This is a genomic window from Sphingomonas horti (genome assembly GCF_009753715.1).
GTDB lineage: Bacteria > Pseudomonadota > Alphaproteobacteria > Sphingomonadales > Sphingomonadaceae > Sphingomonas_B > Sphingomonas_B horti.
Genome location: NZ_WQMS01000001.1, coordinates 388,783 through 405,593, shown reverse-complemented (window position 1 = coordinate 405,593; position 16,811 = coordinate 388,783). Strand labels below are relative to the sequence as shown.

General features: G+C 67.5%; 17 protein-coding genes. 6 read left to right on the top strand and 11 right to left on the bottom strand.

The annotated features are described in order from the left end of the window. The first annotated feature begins 13 nt into the window (after positions 1 to 13). From pstS to pstB, 4 genes are all read left to right on the top strand, one after another. Positions 14 to 1,066, top strand: a complete 1,053-nt coding sequence (pstS, locus tag GON01_RS01950; protein WP_157025456.1) for a phosphate ABC transporter substrate-binding protein PstS — start codon at positions 14 to 16, stop codon at positions 1,064 to 1,066. A 152-nt stretch (positions 1,067 to 1,218) separates the two neighbouring features. Then, positions 1,219 to 2,184: a phosphate ABC transporter permease subunit PstC gene (pstC, locus tag GON01_RS01945; RefSeq protein ID WP_309503737.1), complete on the top strand. Its 966-nt coding sequence runs from the start codon at positions 1,219 to 1,221 to the stop codon at positions 2,182 to 2,184. A 1-nt stretch (position 2,185) separates the two neighbouring features. After that, on the top strand, positions 2,186 to 3,028 hold the full coding sequence (gene pstA, locus GON01_RS01940) for a phosphate ABC transporter permease PstA (protein ID WP_157025454.1): 843 nt from the start codon (positions 2,186 to 2,188) through the stop codon (positions 3,026 to 3,028). Then, positions 3,025 to 3,837 (top strand): phosphate ABC transporter ATP-binding protein PstB, encoded by an 813-nt coding sequence (gene pstB, locus GON01_RS01935; protein WP_157025452.1) that lies wholly within the window; start codon positions 3,025 to 3,027, stop codon positions 3,835 to 3,837. Before pstA ends, pstB begins: the two co-directional genes overlap by 4 nt. 308 nt (positions 3,838 to 4,145) lie before the next feature. On the opposite strand, the gene GON01_RS01930 is transcribed toward pstB, so the two are convergent. The 6 genes from GON01_RS01930 to GON01_RS16530 form a co-directional block, all read right to left on the bottom strand. After that, positions 4,146 to 4,511: a hypothetical protein gene (locus tag GON01_RS01930; RefSeq protein WP_157025450.1), complete on the bottom strand. Its 366-nt coding sequence runs from the start codon at positions 4,509 to 4,511 to the stop codon at positions 4,146 to 4,148. Between the two features lie 713 nt (positions 4,512 to 5,224). After that, positions 5,225 to 5,938 carry a peptidase gene (locus tag GON01_RS01925; RefSeq protein WP_232328574.1) on the bottom strand — a complete coding sequence of 238 codons (714 nt, stop codon included), beginning with the start codon at positions 5,936 to 5,938 and terminating at the stop codon, positions 5,225 to 5,227. 31 nt (positions 5,939 to 5,969) lie between these two features. Continuing rightward, positions 5,970 to 6,782 (bottom strand): transglutaminase family protein, encoded by an 813-nt coding sequence (locus GON01_RS01920; RefSeq protein ID WP_157025446.1) that lies wholly within the window; start codon positions 6,780 to 6,782, stop codon positions 5,970 to 5,972. Continuing rightward, the gene (locus GON01_RS01915) at positions 6,779 to 7,723 is read right to left on the bottom strand and encodes an alpha-E domain-containing protein (RefSeq protein WP_157025444.1); all 945 of its coding nucleotides are present in this window, start codon (positions 7,721 to 7,723) and stop codon (positions 6,779 to 6,781) included. Before GON01_RS01915 ends, GON01_RS01920 begins: the two co-directional genes overlap by 4 nt. 111 nt (positions 7,724 to 7,834) lie before the next feature. Then, complete coding sequence (locus GON01_RS01910; RefSeq protein ID WP_157025733.1) at positions 7,835 to 9,223, bottom strand: circularly permuted type 2 ATP-grasp protein; 1,389 nt, start codon at positions 9,221 to 9,223, stop codon at positions 7,835 to 7,837. A 142-nt stretch (positions 9,224 to 9,365) separates the two neighbouring features. After that, a complete protein-coding gene (locus GON01_RS16530; RefSeq protein WP_181600173.1) occupies positions 9,366 to 9,980 on the bottom strand; it encodes a PEPxxWA-CTERM sorting domain-containing protein in 615 nt (204 codons plus the stop codon). 188 nt (positions 9,981 to 10,168) lie between these two features. Between GON01_RS16530 and GON01_RS01900 the strand changes: the two genes are divergently transcribed. After that, positions 10,169 to 11,170: a threonine aldolase family protein gene (locus GON01_RS01900; RefSeq protein ID WP_157025731.1), complete on the top strand. Its 1,002-nt coding sequence runs from the start codon at positions 10,169 to 10,171 to the stop codon at positions 11,168 to 11,170. After that, a complete protein-coding gene (locus GON01_RS01895; protein WP_181600172.1) occupies positions 11,167 to 12,084 on the top strand; it encodes a DMT family transporter in 918 nt (305 codons plus the stop codon). The genes GON01_RS01900 and GON01_RS01895 overlap by 4 nt, the downstream gene beginning before the upstream one ends. On the opposite strand, the gene GON01_RS01890 is transcribed toward GON01_RS01895, so the two are convergent. The 5 genes from GON01_RS01890 to GON01_RS01870 all read right to left on the bottom strand — a co-directional run bounded on the left by GON01_RS01890 (position 11,994) and on the right by GON01_RS01870 (position 16,741). Then, on the bottom strand, positions 11,994 to 12,797 hold the full coding sequence (locus tag GON01_RS01890; RefSeq protein ID WP_157025442.1) for a Rossmann-fold NAD(P)-binding domain-containing protein: 804 nt from the start codon (positions 12,795 to 12,797) through the stop codon (positions 11,994 to 11,996). The two genes, GON01_RS01895 and GON01_RS01890, sit on opposite strands and share 91 nt — an antisense overlap. Further along, on the bottom strand, positions 12,794 to 14,005 hold the full coding sequence (locus tag GON01_RS01885; RefSeq protein ID WP_232328573.1) for a M48 family metallopeptidase: 1,212 nt from the start codon (positions 14,003 to 14,005) through the stop codon (positions 12,794 to 12,796). The genes GON01_RS01890 and GON01_RS01885 overlap by 4 nt, the downstream gene beginning before the upstream one ends. A 110-nt stretch (positions 14,006 to 14,115) precedes the next feature. After that, on the bottom strand, positions 14,116 to 15,294 hold the full coding sequence (locus GON01_RS01880) for an acetyl-CoA C-acyltransferase (protein WP_157025440.1): 1,179 nt from the start codon (positions 15,292 to 15,294) through the stop codon (positions 14,116 to 14,118). Positions 15,295 to 15,419: 125 nt separating this feature from the next. Next, positions 15,420 to 16,136: a PEPxxWA-CTERM sorting domain-containing protein gene (locus GON01_RS16805; protein ID WP_181600171.1), complete on the bottom strand. Its 717-nt coding sequence runs from the start codon at positions 16,134 to 16,136 to the stop codon at positions 15,420 to 15,422. 143 nt (positions 16,137 to 16,279) lie between these two features. Beyond that, the gene (locus GON01_RS01870) at positions 16,280 to 16,741 is read right to left on the bottom strand and encodes a MaoC family dehydratase (RefSeq protein ID WP_157025438.1); all 462 of its coding nucleotides are present in this window, start codon (positions 16,739 to 16,741) and stop codon (positions 16,280 to 16,282) included. Between the last annotated feature and the right edge of the window lie 70 nt (positions 16,742 to 16,811).

The window sequence follows — 16,811 nt, the reverse complement described above, 5'->3', positions numbered from 1 at the left end:
CAGGGACGTTACGATGATCAGGATTTTGGGTGTCGCCGCGGCGATGACGCTGTTGGCCGGCTGCGGCGGATCGGGCTCGGACGGCGAGACGCGCGCCATTTCCGGCGCGGGCGCGACCTTCCCGGCGCCGATCTACCAGAAATGGTCGGAAGGCTATCGCCAGCAAACGAAGATCGGCCTCAATTACCAGGCGATCGGCTCGGGCGGCGGCATCAAGCAGATCAAGGCCGGCACCGTCGATTTCGGCGCCAGCGACAAGCCGCTGAAGCCCGACGAGCTGCAAAAGGCGGGGCTGTACCAGTTCCCGACCGTCATCGGCGGCGTCGTCCCGATCCTGAACGTCGAGGGGTTGAAGCCCGGCCAGCTGAAGCTGACCGGTGCGGTGCTGGGCGACATCTATCTCGGCAAGGTGAAGAGCTGGAACGATCCGGCGATCGCCGCGATCAACCCCGGCGTGCCGCTTCCGGCCAGGCCGATCACGGTCGTCCATCGCTCGGACGGGTCGGGCACGACCTTCATGTTCACGACTTACCTGGCCGGTCAGAATCCGGAATGGGCGCAGAAGGTCGGCGCCAGCGATGCGATCTCATGGCCCACCGGCCTTGCCGGCAAGGGCAATGACGGCGTCGCCGCCTTCGTGAAGCAGACCGCCGGCTCGATCGGCTATGTCGAATATGCCTATGCCAAGCAGAACGGCGCCAGCTACGCGCTGATGCAGAACAAGGCCGGCAGCTTCGTCGCCCCCGACGCGAAGAGCTTCGGCGCAGCGGCGGAAGGCGCCGACTGGGCCGGCGCGCCGGGCAATTACCTGCTGCTCCTCGACCAGCCGGGCGCGAACGCGTGGCCGATCACCGGCGCGACCTTCATCCTGCTGCCGCGGGATCACAAGGACTCGCGAACCGCAGAGGCCGTGCTGAAATTCTTCGACTGGGCCTATGCCAACGGCGACGCGGCCGCGGGCCAGCTCGACTATGTACCGCTCCCGACTTCGGTGAAGGAGCTGGTGCGCAAGCAATGGGCAACCGAGATCACCGCCGCCGGCAAGCCGGTATGGGGGGTGAAGTAGCTCAGTCCTCAGCCCGGCCTGGAAGAAGGTGGCTCCCGGCTCGAGCCCGGGACGACGATGATGCCGGAGTCACCGGACTGTCACAATCCGGGCCTAGCTGCCGGATCATGTGTGGTTCTCTCGTGCGAGCGCCTGCAATAATGGGGATTTGAGTGGCCACACGTGCCGGAAGCGCGAGCGGGCTGAGCCTGGGCGGCGTGCGGAGCGCGTCGCGCTGGGGCGAGTATCTGTTCCGCGCCGCCTGTTTCAGTGCCGCGACGCTGCTGCTCGCGGCGCTGGCCGGGCTGGTGATTTCATTGGCGGTCGGCGGCTGGCCGGCGCTGAAGGCGTTCGGCTGGCGTTTCCTCGTCACCGCCGAATGGAATCCGGTGACCGATCTCTACGGCGCCGCCGGGCCAGTGGTCGGGACGCTCGCGACGGGCTTCCTCGCGCTCGCGATGGCGCTGCCTTTGGCGATCGGCGTGGCGGTGTTCCTGACCGAGTTCTGCCCCAGACGCCTGGCCCAGCCGATCGCGGTCGCGGTCGAGCTGCTCGCCGGCATTCCGTCAATCGTTTACGGCATGTGGGGGCTGTTCGTGTTCGCGCCCTGGTTCGCCGCGCACGTGCAGGCGCCGCTGGTCGCGCAGCTGAACGAAGGCTCGCTGGCGGCGCGCCTGTTCGCCGGCGTGCCGAACGGCGCCAACATCTTCACGGCATCGGTGATTCTGGCGGTGATGATCCTGCCCTACATGGCCGCCGTGTTCCGGGAGCTGTTCCTGTCCGTGCCCGCCCAGGTGCGCGAAGCCGCCTACGGGCTCGGCAGCACCGCGTTCGAGGCGGTCACGAAAGTCATCATCCCTTATGTCCGGCGCGGCGTGGTCGGCGTGGTGATGCTCGGGCTCGGCCGGGCGCTCGGCGAGACGATGGCGGTCACCTTCATCATCGGCAACGCGCACGGCCTGCCCAGCTCTCTGTTCGGCGCGGGGTCGACGATCGCCTCCACGATCGCCAACGAGTTCACCGAGGCGACCGGCGAGCTGCATACCGCCTCGCTGATCGCGCTGGGGCTGGTGCTGTTCGTCATCACCTTCGCGGTGCTGGCGATCGCCCGGGCGCTGCTGGCGAGCGAGCGTCACTGAGATGGGCACGCGCTCCGTCCGCCGCCGTGCCGCCAACGCCGCGTTCGTCGCCGCGACCGCGCTCGCGACGCTGGTCGCGCTCGCCGCGCTGTTCCTGATCCTTTGGTCGCTGGTCAGCCAGGGCCTGGGCGGCCTTTCGGGCGCGATCTTCACCCAGGACCAGCCGGCGCCCGGGTCGCCCGGCGGCCTTCGCAATGCGATTGTCGGCTCGCTGATGATGTGCGCGATGGGCATGGGCATAGCGCTGGTGGTCGGGATTCTCGCCGGCACCTGGCTCAGCGAATATGGCGGGCAGAGCCGCTATGCGCACATTATCCGGTTCCTGAACGACGTGCTGCTGTCGGCGCCGTCCATCCTGGTTGGCCTGTTCGTCTATGAGCTGATGGTTGCTCCCTTCCAGGGCTTCTCGGCCTATGCCGGCGCGGTCGCGCTGGCGTTCCTGGCAACGCCGGTGGTGGTGCGGACGACCGAGGACATATTGGCGCTGCAGCCGGGCGCGCTGCGCGAGGCCGGTATGGCCCTCGGCGCCGGCCGGGCCAAGGTGATCCGCACGATCATCTGGCGCGGCGCGCGCGCGGGGCTGGTCACCGGCGGGCTGCTCGCCTTCGCGCGGATCAGCGGGGAGACCGCGCCTTTGCTCTTCACTTCGCTCGGCAACCAGTATCTGAACCTGGATCCGTCCCAGCCGATGGCGGCGCTGCCGACGACGATCTTCCAATTCGCACTCAGTGCGTTTGACGACTGGCGGCAGCTGGCCTGGACCGGCGCGCTGCTGATCGCGGGCGCGGTGCTGATCATCAACATTGTCGGGCGGCTGCTCGCCCGGGAGGTTTCGCATAAATGAGCCTGGCCGACCCAGAGCTGGACGAGGCGCCGCACCTCGAGCCGCCGCCGCACGACGCGCTGGCGCTGGAGACGCGTGGGCTCGATTTCCATTACGGCAACACGCAGGCGCTGCATGGCGTCGATCTCGGTATCGCGCGCAACCGGATCACCGCGCTGATCGGCCCCTCGGGCTGCGGCAAGTCGACGCTGCTGCGCGCGATGAACCGCATTTACGAGCTGTATCCGAACCAGCGCGCCGAGGGCGAAATCCTGCTGGACGGGGAGGATATTCTGGCGCGCCAGACCAACGCCGCCGACCTGCGCGCGCGTGTGGGCATGGTGTTCCAGAAGCCGACGCCGTTCCCGATGTCGATCTACGACAATGTCGCGTTCGGGGTGCGGCTGCACGGCGGCAAGCCGAAGGCGGAGCTGGACGCGATCGTCGAGCGCTCGCTCCGCCGTGCCGCGCTCTGGGACGAAGTGGAGCACAAGCTGGGAAGCTCCGGCCTCGGCTTGTCCGGCGGGCAGCAGCAGCGGCTGTGCGTCGCCCGCGGCATCGCCGTCGAGCCCGAGATTCTCCTGCTCGACGAACCCGCCTCCGCCCTCGACCCGGTCTCGACCGCCAAGCTGGAGGAAACGCTGCTCCAGCTGAAGAAGGATTTCACGATCGTGATCGTGACCCACAATCTCCAGCAGGCCGCGCGGATCGCCGATTACACCGGCTTCATGTTCATGGGACGATTGCTGGAGTTCGCCCCGACAGCATCGATCTTTTCGACCCCTCGCCTGACGCGCACCCGCAATTACGTGACGGGGCGGTTCGGCTAAGGCGCCGACCGCTCAAATGGCGGCTAAGGGTGGTTCGCGGACCAATCACCTCTCCCCTAGGGAGAGGTCGAGTCAGCGCTTGCGCTGACCGGGTGAGGGATTGGACCTCTCCACGAAGTCCTGATCCCCTCACCCAGCTCGCGCTGAAGCGCGAGTCGCCCTCTCCCCATGGGAGAGGGGCCGCTATGGGTCGTCGCCGGTCGGCCTGATGTGGCTAAATCGGGCGTCGGCTTGGCTGGATGAGCGGACATTCCGGACCCGCTAGCGGCGCCGGTAAGACTGGGTGGGAAGTGGACTTTAGCGTTCGCCTAGTTTGGCCTCCTCGCCAAGATTTCAGTTTCGGCCAACAAGCTTTCTAGCGCCGCCCGGTCGGGACCGGACGGCAATTCGAAAGCCTCGCACGCGCGCCGGGCAATCGATTCCAATTGGTCATCGGCGATCGGGACGCATGAAAACTCATCGTAGTCGTATTCAGAGTTTTCATCCCAGATCGTGCGGTCCAGCATTGCTCGAATATGCCCGGCGACTTCGTCGGGTGTCCGCCTGATTGGCTTTTCGAATGGACTGACAATGAGCTTCACGATTAGTGCAATCGGAAGGAAAATGGCTGCTCCCAGACAGCCGAAGGCGTTCCGCAGGACGCCATTTTCAAAACTGATCAGAACGCGGCTCATTGCGCGACTGTAGGTGGCTTTCTAATATCCGCACAAGGTCGCCGGCCGGAGGCGCGGCGCTGTCCACTCCCGTCGTCGCCTTTGCCGGCTAGAAGCAGACCGCTTCAGCGTCCGGGTCCGATCGTCAGGCTGGGGTGGTTCGCGGACCAATCACCTCTCCCATTGGGAGAGGTCGAGTCAGCGCTTGCGCTGACCGGGTGAGGGGTTGGACATCTCCACGAAATCCCGGTCCCCTCACCCCGCTCGCGGCGGGGCCGCGAGTCGCCCTCTCCCTATGGGAGAAGGGTCGTTATGGGTCGCATTCGGACGTAGCCGCGATGATTCGGCCGAACGTACGGGAAAGCTAGTTGGCTGCCTTTTCCCCTCGCCCCGACGGGGAGAGGGCGACTCGCGCGCAGCGCGCGCGGGTTGAGGGGGGCAGAGCGAAGCGTAGCGAGCGTGGGCACGGCAGACCCTCACCCTCCCACTCGCTTCGCGAGCGGGCCCCTCCCTCTCCCACAAGCGGGAGAGGGGCAACGCCCGCAACGCGTCGAACCCCACATTTAGCTGTCCTACACGCCTGTAAGTCTGATACGTCCGGCTCTGTCGCATCCTGCGGCTTCTTTGAACCGTCGAGACTGGACCGATCGCCTCCGGGCCTGCACGCCGAACGCGATTTTGCGTGTACGTGCCGGTACCTTTGTTACCTTTGCCCGGTTTCCGCCCGGCCGATCTCAATAGCTTGGCAGGGGTAGCTCGTCGGTCGCCTTGGCGAGCTTCTGCTGCCACAGCTGCGAGAGTTCGAGGTAATAGTCGTCGGACTCCTCGATCCGGATGTTCGTGCGGGCCTGGCCGGCGCCGGCTTCGGCGACCATCAGGTCGATCGGCAGGCCCACCGCCAGATTGGCCCGCATCGTCGAATCGAAGCTGAGCAGGCCGAGCTTGACGGCCGCGTTCAGCGGCGTGTCATAGTGGAGCGCGCGGTCGAGGATCGGCTTGCCGTATTTCAGCTCGCCGATCTGCAGATAGGGCGTGTCCGCCGCGCACTCGATCGTGTTGCCGGCCGAATAGACCAGGAACAGCCGTGACGGCTCGCCGTTGATCGAGCCGCCGACCAGCAGGGTCGCGTCGAAATTGACGCCCGCCTGCGCCAGGTCCTGCATCGAATCCCGCACTTGCCGCAGCGCGCGGCCGGCGGCGATCGCGGCGTCGTAGATGCTCTGGAACGTCCCCCAATTTTCGTATTTGCCCGTTTCGGGGTGGGCAAGGCCCTTGGTCACGCGCTGGATCGCGCCTTGCGTCGTCGACAGGCTGCCGGCCGATGCGACCGCGATCAGGCGCTTGCCGTCGTTCCCGTAGAGCCGGAGCTTGCGGTAGGTCGAGATGTTGTCGACGCCGGCGTTGGTGCGCGTATCGGCCATCATCACCAGGCCTTCGCGCACGAGCATCCCGATACAATAGGTCATTGGCGTCGGCCCCCTAGCTCTGGCTCTGCCGCATCGCGTCGGCGGCATGGACATGGACGTGCATCGTCTCGGTGCCGCCGCCCCGGCGAGCGCCGCGGACGGGAGCGGCATCCAGATAGTCGAGTCCGACCGCGACGCGCAAATAGGCGTCGGTCGCGCAGATGCCATTCGCCGGATCGAAGGCGACCCAGCCGAGATCGGGCACCAGCGCCTCCGCCCAGGCATGCGCGGCGTCCTGCGCCGGATCGCTGTCGCGCGCGAGATGGCCGGACACGTAGCGCGCCGGAATCTCCAACGCCCGTGCGGCCGCGACGAAGATATGGGCGAAGTCCTGGCAGACCCCGCTCGCCCCCGCGAACGCCTCGGCCGCGGGCGTGGCGACGTCGGTCTCCGACGTGTCGAACGCCATATGCTCGTGCACCGCGGCATTGAGCGCGTGCAGCGTGGCGAGCCCGCCCGGCGTCGCGCAGCCGCGAGCCATGTCGAGGAGCGCTGCATCGACCCGGGTGAGATCGGTCGCGCGCAGATAGACGAGCGGCGGCAGCGTCTCCGGCCCGCGATAGATGCCATCGGTATCGGTCACTTCCGCCTCGCCTCGCACCGTCACCGTCAGGGATACGAGTGGGGCGTCGGCGTAGAACATGATCACGCGGTTGCCGAAGGCGTCCATGCCCTCGCGCATCGCTCCGTTCACGTCGGTATCGACCCGCCAGCTCCGGACATATTGCGCGTCATGATCGCGCGGCGTCAGCCGCAGCGCCTGCACGACGTTCGCCGCCGGCTGCGCATAGGCGTAGGTGGTGCGATGATCGACCAGGATCCTCATAGCAACAGATACTGCTCCTGGATCGCGTGGCCCAGCGCGTTGTTCTCGGCAAGGAACTCGCCGATGAACTCGTGCAGGCCGGAGGCGAAGATGGTGGCCATGTCGCCATGGGCGAGCCGCGCGGACATCGCCACGGCCTTGCGGTGCGCCGGTCCGCGCTTGCCGCTCGCATGGGCGAGATTGTCCAGATAGCGCACAAGGTCGCTCGCGCAGGCGGCGAGCGAACGCGGCATGCGCCGGTTCAGGATCAGCAGGTCGGCCACCAGCCAGGGCTTGATGCTGTCCAGATAGACATGGCGATAGGCCGTCAGCGCCGAGACGGTGCGCAGGATCGTCGTCCACTGGAAATAATCGAGGCTGCCGCCGACCGGCTCGTCGCGCGGCAGCAGCAGGTGATATTTGACGTCGAGCAGCCGCGCGGTGTTGTCGGCGCGCTCCAGCGCGGCGCCCAGGCGGAGGAACCAGTAGGATTTCTCGCGCAGCATCGTTCGGTGCGTCGCGCCGTCGAACAGCAGCGCCGAGCTCTTCACATGCTCGACCAGCCGGCCGAGCGCGGTGCGCGATTCGAGCGTGGTGCCGAAGCCCTGGATTTCCAGCCAGGCGGTGTTGATCGCTTCCCAGACCTCGACGGTCAGCGCGGTGCGGACCGAGCGGGCGTTGTGGCGCGCGCGCTCGATGCAGCACCGCATCGACGACGGGTTGTCGGGATCGAGCGCGAGGAATTCGGTCGCGCTCCGTTCGCTGAGCTCCGGGTGGCGCTCGGCATAGAGCGGCTCGATGCCCGCCGCCGCGAGCGCGCTGCTCCACGCACCGACCGCGCCGCCATAGCTGGAGGGAAGGGCCGCGAGCCGCAACGTCGCGTCGATCAGCCGCGAGATGAAATCCGCGCGCTCGACATAGCGCCCGGCCCAGAACAGGTCGCCTGCGGTGCGGGACAGCATCAGCCGCAGCCCGGCAAGGGCGCGTGCCCGCGCCCTGACTCGGGCAAGGCCGGCCGGCGGGCGCTCGCGCCCGACCGACGACGCGGCTTTGCCGCGGCGGCTCTCTGCAACTCACCCATCCAGCACCCACGTGTCCTTGGTGCCGCCGCCCTGGCTGGAGTTCACCACCAGCGAGCCTTGCTTCAGCGCGACCCGCGTCAGCCCGCCGGGGACGATCCGCACGCCGTGCGCGCCGGTCAGCACGAACGGCCGCAAGTCGACATGGCGCGGCGCGATGCCCTGGTCGACCAGCGTGGGGCAGGTCGAAAGCGCCAGCGTCGGCTGGGCGATGAAGCCGTCGGGCTGGGCGCGGATGCGCGCCGCATAGTCGTCGATCTGCGTCCGCGTCGCGTGCGGACCGACCAGCATGCCGTAGCCGCCCGATCCGTCGACCTGCTTCACCACCAGCTCGTCCAGATGATCGAGCACATAGGCGAGCGCCTCCGGCTCGCGGCAGCGCCAGGTCTGCACGTTCTGAAGGATCGCGTCCTCGCCCGAATAGAAGCGGACGATGTCCGGCATGTAGCTGTACACGGCCTTGTCGTCGGCGATGCCGGTGCCGACCGCGTTCGCGATCGTCAGATTGCCGGTCGCGAACGCGCTCATCAGCGCCGGCACGCCCAGCGTGGACTCGGGCCGGAACACGAGCGGGTCCAGATAGGCGTCGTCGACGCGCCGGTAGAGCACGTCGATCCGCTGCGGACCCTCGGTAGTGCGCATGTAGAGCACGTCGCCCTGCACCAGCAGGTCGGTGCCTTCGACGAGCTCGATCCCCATTTTGTCGGCCAGGAAGCTGTGCTCGTAATAGGCCGAGTTGTGAAAGCCGGGCGTCAGCAGCGCGACCGTCGGCTCGCCGCGGCAGCGAGGCGGCGCGACCGACTGGAGCGTGCTCAGCAGCAGCTCCGGATAGGTCTCGACCGGCGCGATCCTGTGGCGGTCGGTCAGCTCGGGGAGCAGCCGCAGCATCACTTCGCGGTTCTCCAGCATGTACGAGACGCCGGACGGCGTGCGCACATTGTCCTCCAGCACATGGAAGTTGTCGGGTCCGGTGCGGACGATGTCGATGCCGGCAATGTGGGTGTAGATGCCGTGCGGCGGCGCGCGTCCGATCGCGGGCAGGCAGAATTGCGGGTTCCTGAGCACCAGTTCCTCGGGGACGATGCCGGCCCTGATGATCTCGCGCGGACCATAGATGTCGTTCAGGAAGGCGTTCAGCGCGGTCACGCGCTGCACCAGGCCACGCTCCAGCCCCGCCCATTCGTCGGCCGACAGGATGCGCGGGATGATGTCGAACGGGATCAGCCGCTCGTCCGCCTGCGCGTCGCCATAGACGGCGAAGGTGATTCCGATCCGGCGGAAGAACAATTCGGCCTGGGCGCGGCGGGTCTGCAGATAGGCTTCGGGCGTCTCCGCGAGCCAGGCGCCCAGCGCGGCATAGGCGTGCCGCGGCTCCGTGCCCATCTCGTCGAACGCCTGGGTCGTCACCCCTTCGTCCCCCTGTCTGGAACGAAGCTTGGGCGGCTGCGCCGCGGATCGCAAGCCTTAATGGAAGAGCGCCCTCGTCCAGCACGGACGACGGCGCAATGCCGGCCTTGTCGGCCGCTCAGGCAGTCGCGCGCGTCGTGCGCTGCCGGCGGAGCGCCATCCCGGCAAGACCGAAACCGCCGATCATCATCGCCCAAGTGGCGGGCTCGGGGACCGGCGGCGCGACCGGCACCGTCACCGCGCCCAGCGTGTAGATCCGGGTGTTGGAGCCGCCGGGATGTGCGTCGGGATTGTTCTTGGTGGTCAGCGTGAAGAACGCGTCGGCGATCTTGTCGACGAAGGTCGAGCGTGCGCCGAGCCCGTCGAAGTCGAACGGGGAGAAGGGCCCGCCGGTGTTGCGGAAATCGGGGCCGACATAGGTGAAGACCAGGTTCACGACATTGGGATCGTCGTTGAACCCCGGCGTGACGAGGCCGGACGGCGAGGTCAATTCGGTGATGCCGATCACGTCGGCGCTGGGCGTGAAGATCGAGCCGGCGATATAGCCGTTGAAATCATAGATGATGAAGCGGTCGCCCGTGCGGACGCCTTCGTCCGGCCCCAGCGTTCCCTGATAGGTGAAGGTGAAGTCGCTGGGCCCGTTGCTGGTGACGCCCGACAGGGTCATGACGGCCGCGCCAGCCGGAGCGGCCAGCGCCGCGGCTGCCACGGCAGCCAGAAGCAACTTCGTCATGTGCGCGACTCCCTTTTGCGACCAATTCCGCGCGGCCCTTCGCAAGCCGTCACGCGTGGGACAGAACGGATCATAACGGAAACGGTTCACGCCGGCCGTTAACTTTTTTCGCCGCGTCCGGCAGTGCGCATCCTCGGGTGCGCGGCGCGGCGTTGACCAGGCGCGCGAAGCGCTTCAAGGGCGCGATCATGCGCTTCTTTTCCGACAACGCAGCCGCCGCGCATCCCGCGGTGCTGGAGGCCCTTGCCGCTGCCAACAGGCTCGACACCGCCTATGACGGCGATGCCTGGTCGAAGCAGCTGGACGGCGCCTTTTCGGATCTGTTCGAGACGAAGGTGCGGTCGTTGTGGATCGCAACCGGCACCGCGGCGAATTCGCTGGCGCTGGCGGCCCTGTGTCCACCCTTTGGCGGCGTCATCTGCCATCGCGAGGCGCACATCAGTGTGGACGAATGCGGCGCCCCCGAATTCTTCACGCACGGCGCAAAGCTGCTGCTGAGCGACGGCGAGGGCGCCAAGCTGTCCCCGGCGGCGGTCGAAGCGGTATGCGCCGGCATCCGCCCCGATGTGCACCAGGTCCAGCCGCGTGCGTTGTCGATCACCAACGCGACCGAATATGGCCGCGCCTATACGCCGGACGAAGTGGCAGCGCTGGGGGAGGTGGCGAAGCGGCGCGGCCTCGGCTTCCACATGGACGGCGCCCGCTTTGCGAACGCGGTCGCGCACCTCGGCTGCTCGCCCGCCGATCTCACCTGGCGCGGCGGCGTCGATGCGCTCAGCTTCGGCTTCGTCAAGAATGGCGGGATGAACGCCGAGGCGCTGATCTTCTTCAAGCCCGAGCTCGCCGAAGCGACGCTGTATCGCCGCAAGCGGGCGGGGCATCTGTTCTCCAAGGGCCGCTTTCTTGCCGCCCAGATTCTGGCGATGCTGAAGGACGAGCTCTGGCTGGACAATGCCAGCGCGGCCAATCGCGGCGCCGCGCTGCTCGCTCAGGCGGCCGGGGGCCGGCTGATCCACCCCGTCGAGGCGAACGAAGTCTTCCTGCGCGTGACTGCCGACGAGGCAGCCAGGCTGCGCGCGCTCGGCTTCGATTTCTACGATTGGGGCCCCGGCGCCGCGCGGCTCGTGATCAGCTGGGACCAGGACGAGACGGCGATTCGTCCGCTGGCCGAGGCGATCGCAGCACTGTGAGTGAGGCGCCGCTGCCCCGGCGCGTGCGCGCGCACGTGCTGGTGCCGTTCGCGGTCATCACGCTGATTTGGGGCTCGACCTGGCTGGTGATCCGCGACCAATTGGGCGTGGTGCCGCCCAGCTGGTCGGTCACATACCGCTTCCTGACCGCCAGCGTCGCGATGATCCTTTATGCGGTGGTCACGCGGACCCCGCTTCGCATCGCGCGCGCGGATTGGGGCCTGGTGCTGCTGGTCGGCGTCACCCAGTTCGTGCTGAACTTCAACCTTGTCTATCGCGCCGAGCATTATGTGACCTCGGGCCTGGTCGCGGTGGTGTTCGCGCTGCTGCTGGTTCCGAACGCCGTGCTGGCGCGCATCTTCCTGAAGCAGGGCCTATCCCGCCCGTTCGCGATCGGATCGCTGGTCGCGCTGCTCGGTATCGCGCTGCTGTTCGCGCATGAGCTGCGGCTCGATGGGGCCGACAACGGCGCGGTGTTCCGGGGCATCGGCCTGACCCTCCTCGCAGTGCTGTCGGCTTCGATCGCCAACGTCGTCCAGGGGGCCGAGCGGGCGCGCGCCCTGCCGGTCGCCGCTTTGGTGGCGTGGAGCATGGTCGTGGGCACGGTTGCCGACGGCGCGATCGCCTGGGCGACATCGGGGCCGCCGGTGATCGACACAAGGCCCGGCTACCTGGCCGGCGTGCTGTATCTGGGGCTGGCCGCGTCCGCGCTGTCGTTCCTGCTTTACTACCGGATCATCCGTGAGATCGGTGCCGCGCGCGCCGCCTATTCCAGCGTGCTGATTCCGATCCTGGCGATGGGCTTTTCGACCGCGTTCGAGGGCTATCGCTGGTCGGTGACGGCAGCGCTGGGCGGCGCGCTGACGCTGGCCGGGCTGATCGTCGCACTCAGCGCGCGCAGGCCATCGCGGTAGCTGGAATAGAGCGGCCGCCAGCCGAGCAGCCGCTTCGCGCGGCCGTTCGCGACGCGGCGGTTCTCGGCATAGAAGGCGCGTGCCGCCGGCGGCAGGCTGTCCAGCGGAACGACGGGCGGCAAGGGCGCGCCGAGCAGCCGCGCGGCATAGGCCATGACCTCGTCCTGCGGGGCAGGCTGATCGTCGGCGATATTGTAGGCGCCCGGCGGCGCGTCGAACGCGGCGATCACCGCCGAGACGATGTCGTCGACATGGATGCGGCTGAAGACCTGGCCCGGCAGGTGGACGCGGTAGGCGGTGCCGGCCGCGACCCGTTCGAGCGGCGAGCGGCCTGGGCCGTAGATGCCGGGCAGGCGGAAGACGTGCGCTCCGAGACTCAGCCAGTCGCGATCCGCCGCGGCGCGGGCGGTGCGGCGACCGAGGCCGACCGCAGCGCTCTCGTCGACCCAGGCACCGCCGGTGTCGGCATAGACGCCGGTGGAGGAGAGATAGCCGATCCAGGGCGGCAGTCCGGCACGGTAGCGACGGAGCACCGGGTCGGCCGCATCGTCCGGGGGGATTGTGGACAAAAGGTGGGTCGCGGCGGCGAGCACGCGCCCGGCTTGATCCATCCCGGCCCGGTCGATGCGCGCAACCGTCCAGCCGCGCGCCTCGACCGCGCGCGCCAGCCGCTCTCCGGTATAACCGGGGCCGAACAGGACCAGCCTGCTCAAGGCGCGTCGTTCAGATGCTTTGCCTTCCACTGCATCGCGCGGCGCACCCGGTTCTCGCCCGAGGGGTGGTCGAAGAAGACGAATTCCTCGATCGGGCCCGGTGAGATCTTGCGATACTCGCTGAGCTTCATCGACACCGCCGCAAAGCCGTCCGGCTCACGCGCGGCGTCGAGCCCGAACGCGTCCGCCTCGGCCTCGTCGGTGCGGACGATCGTGTTCAGAACCGGCGTCATCAGCAGGAACAGCACCGACGCGATCGCCATCAGCAAGGGCAGCGAGGCGGGGTCGGCGACCTTCGTCACGCCCCAGCGCGCGCCATAGCGAGAGAGGAAGCGCGGCGCGCTCCACCACAGCAGCACGAACAACAGCAGGAACACGGCCGTGAACGCGATCAGGTTCCGCCACACATGGCCGAGCACGTAATGGCCCATCTCATGCCCCATCACCGCCTTCACCTCGGCCGGCGAGGTGCGGTTCAGCAGATTGTCGTTGAGGCTGATGCGGATCGTCGGCCCCAGGCCCGAGACATTGGCGGAAATGCGCTTGGTCTGTTTCGACGCGTCGAACACATAGACGTTCTCGGCCGGGATATGGTTCGCGTGTGCCATGCCCAGGATCTGGTCACGAAGCGGGCCGGCCGCCATCGGCTTGTTGGTGTTGAACAGGGGCGTGATGAAGACCGGTGCGATCACCGCCCCCACCATCGTGAAGGCCGACACGATCAGCGTCGCCCACAGCCACCAGCGCGCCGGGCTGCGGCGGATCACCGCGAAAATCGCCATCAGCAGCAACGGGAAGATGATCAGCTGGATCAGCAGCCCCTTCAGCTGATCGCCGCTCCATTCGGCAAAGCTCTGGTTCGACAATCCATATTGATGCTCGCGGACGAAATCGGTGTAGATCGACCAGGGCAGGGTCAGCAGCGCGGTCACGAGGACGAAGGGCAGCGCATACAGCGCCGGCCGCAGCCAGCGGCGCTGCGTCACGTGCCCTGCCCAGGCGCTCCACTTGGCGGACCAGCCGAAGCGCAGCTCGATCCACGCGACCAGCACCGTCACCACGGCGCCCCACAGCAGCAGCCAATAGCCGCCCTCGAAATAGGCGTCCGATTTGGCGCGCGCGGCGCCGTTCAGCGTGGCCAGATAGGCCTGGGTCGCCGCTTCCGGATCGAAGCCGGCCGCAGCTGCAAGCGTGGTCAGGATCATCATCGTGCCTCCCCGCAGCGATAGCTGGCGCGGATCGGGCCGCTTGTCGAGCCGGGATCACGGCAAGGGATGCATCCTTGCTGCGCGACCGCCCCGCGGGAAGGCACTGGCGGCTACAGAACCTCGAACAGCCCGGCCGCGCCCATGCCGCCGCCGACGCACATCGTGACGACGACGTACTTCGCGCCGCGGCGCTTGCCTTCGATCAGCGCATGGCCCGTCATGCGCGCGCCCGACATTCCATAGGGATGGCCGATCGAGATCGCGCCGCCGTTCACGTTGAGGAGCTCGTTGGGGATGCCGAGTTTGTCGCGGCAATAAAGAACCTGGACGGCGAAAGCCTCGTTCAGTTCCCAGAGGCCGATATCGTCCATCTTCAGGTTGAAGCGCTCGAGCAGCTTCGGGATCGCGAAGACCGGGCCGATCCCCATCTCGTCGGGTTCGGTGCCGGCGACCGCCATGCCGACATAGCGGCCGAGCGGCGTAAGCCCGCGCTTCTCGGCCAGCTTCGCTTCCATCAGCACCGAGGCCGAGGAACCGTCGGAGAGCTGCGACGCGTTGCCGGCGGTGATGTTGAGGTCCGGCCCCAACACAGGCTGCAGCGACTTCAGGCCCTCCAGCGTCGTTTCCGGCCGGTTGCCCTCGTCCTTGGCGAGCGTCACTTCCTTGTAGGAGATTTCCTTCGTCTCCTTGTTGGTGACGGCCATCGTCGCGGCGACGGGCACGATCTCGTCGTCGAACTTGCCTGCCGCCTGGGCCGCTGCGGTGCGCTGCTGCGACTGGAGGGCATATTCGTCCTGCGCGTCGCGGCTGATGCCGTAGCGCTTGGCGACGACCTCGGCCGTCTGCAGCATCGGCATGTAGATGTCCTTGTGCATCGCGAGCAGCTCGGGATCGGGGCCGACGCGCATCTGCGGCGTCTGGACAAGGCTGATGCTCTCGACGCCGCCGCCGATCGCCACGTCCATGTTGTCGACGATGATTTCCTTCGCCGCGGTCGCGATCGCCATCAGGCCCGACGCGCACTGGCGGTCCACCGACATGCCGGCGACGGTGACGGGAAGACCGGCGCGCAGCAGCGCCTGGCGCGCGATGTTGCCGGCCTGGTGGCCCTGCTGCAGCGCGGCGCCGAACACCACGTCCTGCACCTCGGCGGGATCGATCTTGGCCCGCTCGACCGCGGCGCGGATCGAATGCGCCGCCAGGCTCTGGCTCGGCAGGTTGTTGAACGCCCCGCGATAGGCACGGCCGATCGGCGTGCGGGCGGTGGAAACGATGACTGCGTCGCGCATGGTCTGACCTCGGCTGTGATGCTTCGAGTCGGCGCTTACGCGAGGTCCGGGCGGCTGCCAAATGCGCTACGGAAAAGGGGGAGCGCGACGGCTCCCCCTTCCGGTGTTCGAACGGCTCGGACCGGTCAGGCGAGGACGCGAGCCGTGCGGCGCCGACGGGCAGCCGCGCCCGCCAGGCCGAACCCGGCGATCATCATCGCCCAGGTGGCCGGCTCCGGCACCGGCGCGGCGCCGGGCGGCGTGAGCGCCGCGACCTCGGTGGCGCTGAGCGCAGTGTCGTAGATGCGGATATAGTCGACGAATCCGGCAGACGCCTCGCCGCCGTTCACCGCATCGTCGCGGAACAGGAAAAGGTCGCTCTGCAGCGCGGTCAGCGACGGGCTGGTGAAGCCGATCAGCTTGTTCCCGTTCACATAACCGGCCGATGTACCGTCCGCAGCGCGCGTGAACACGACGGTCGCCAGCTGGTTCGCGGCAAAGGCCACGCTGGCCGATTCGGTGACGTTGTAGAAGGCGAGCCGGCCGTCGTGGACATAGAGGCCGGTGTCGCTGCCGCGGTTCAAGAAATCGGCGAGCTTGCGATACCCGCTGGTCGTGTCGAACCGGAAGCTGAACTCGATCGAATAGTCGGCGGGGCTCGCAAAGCCGGAAATGGTCGGCCCGTGATTCGCGGCAAAGCTGAGGCCGGTCGCGCCGAGCGTGGCGCCGTTGCCGGCGAGCGTCAGCGCGCCGCCGGCCTGGTTCGCAAGCGAACCGTCAAGCCGGAAATCGCCGACCACAGCCGCCGAGGCAGGCATCGCCACGGCGACGGCAGCGGCAAGCGCAAAGGTTCTGAAAAGCATACTCACACCCCTTCGGTTTGTTGGCCCTTCCGAGCCGGTTGGGCAGGGCGGGCATAGCGGTACGTTGCCGGGCCGTATCGGTAAAGTTGGACAAGGTCGTGGAATTCGGCGTTATTCCATGCAAACGTCCCGCAACGGGACGTTCAGACGAAGAACTGCCCGATCCACTCGGCGATCAGCGCCGGCTTGTCCTCGCCTTCGATCTCGACCGTGACTTCGGTGGTCTGCTGGCACTGGCCGGGCCGCTTCTCATCGAACTCCAGCAGCTTGAAATGGCCGCGCACGCGCTTGCCGGCGCGGACGGGAGCGAGGAAGCGCAGGCGGTTGCTGCCGTAGTTCACGCCCATCTTGATGCCGCCGACCCGCGGCATATCGGTCAGCTGGTTCAGCAGCGGCAGCAGCGACAAGGTCAGGAATCCGTGCGCGATCGTGCCGCCGAACGGCGTCAGCTTCGCCTTCTCGATATCGACATGGATGAACTGATGATCGCCGGTCGCGTCGGCGAATTTGTCGATCATCGCCTGGTCGACCGTCACCCATTCTGACGTGCCCAGATGCTGCCCGATCAGGCCCCGATATTCGTCGATGCTGACTGTTTTCGCCATGCTCTTCCTTCACCCTGCAATCTGTCGCATAGGCGCCGCTCAATCCCCTGAAATCAAGCGCCCGGCAAGG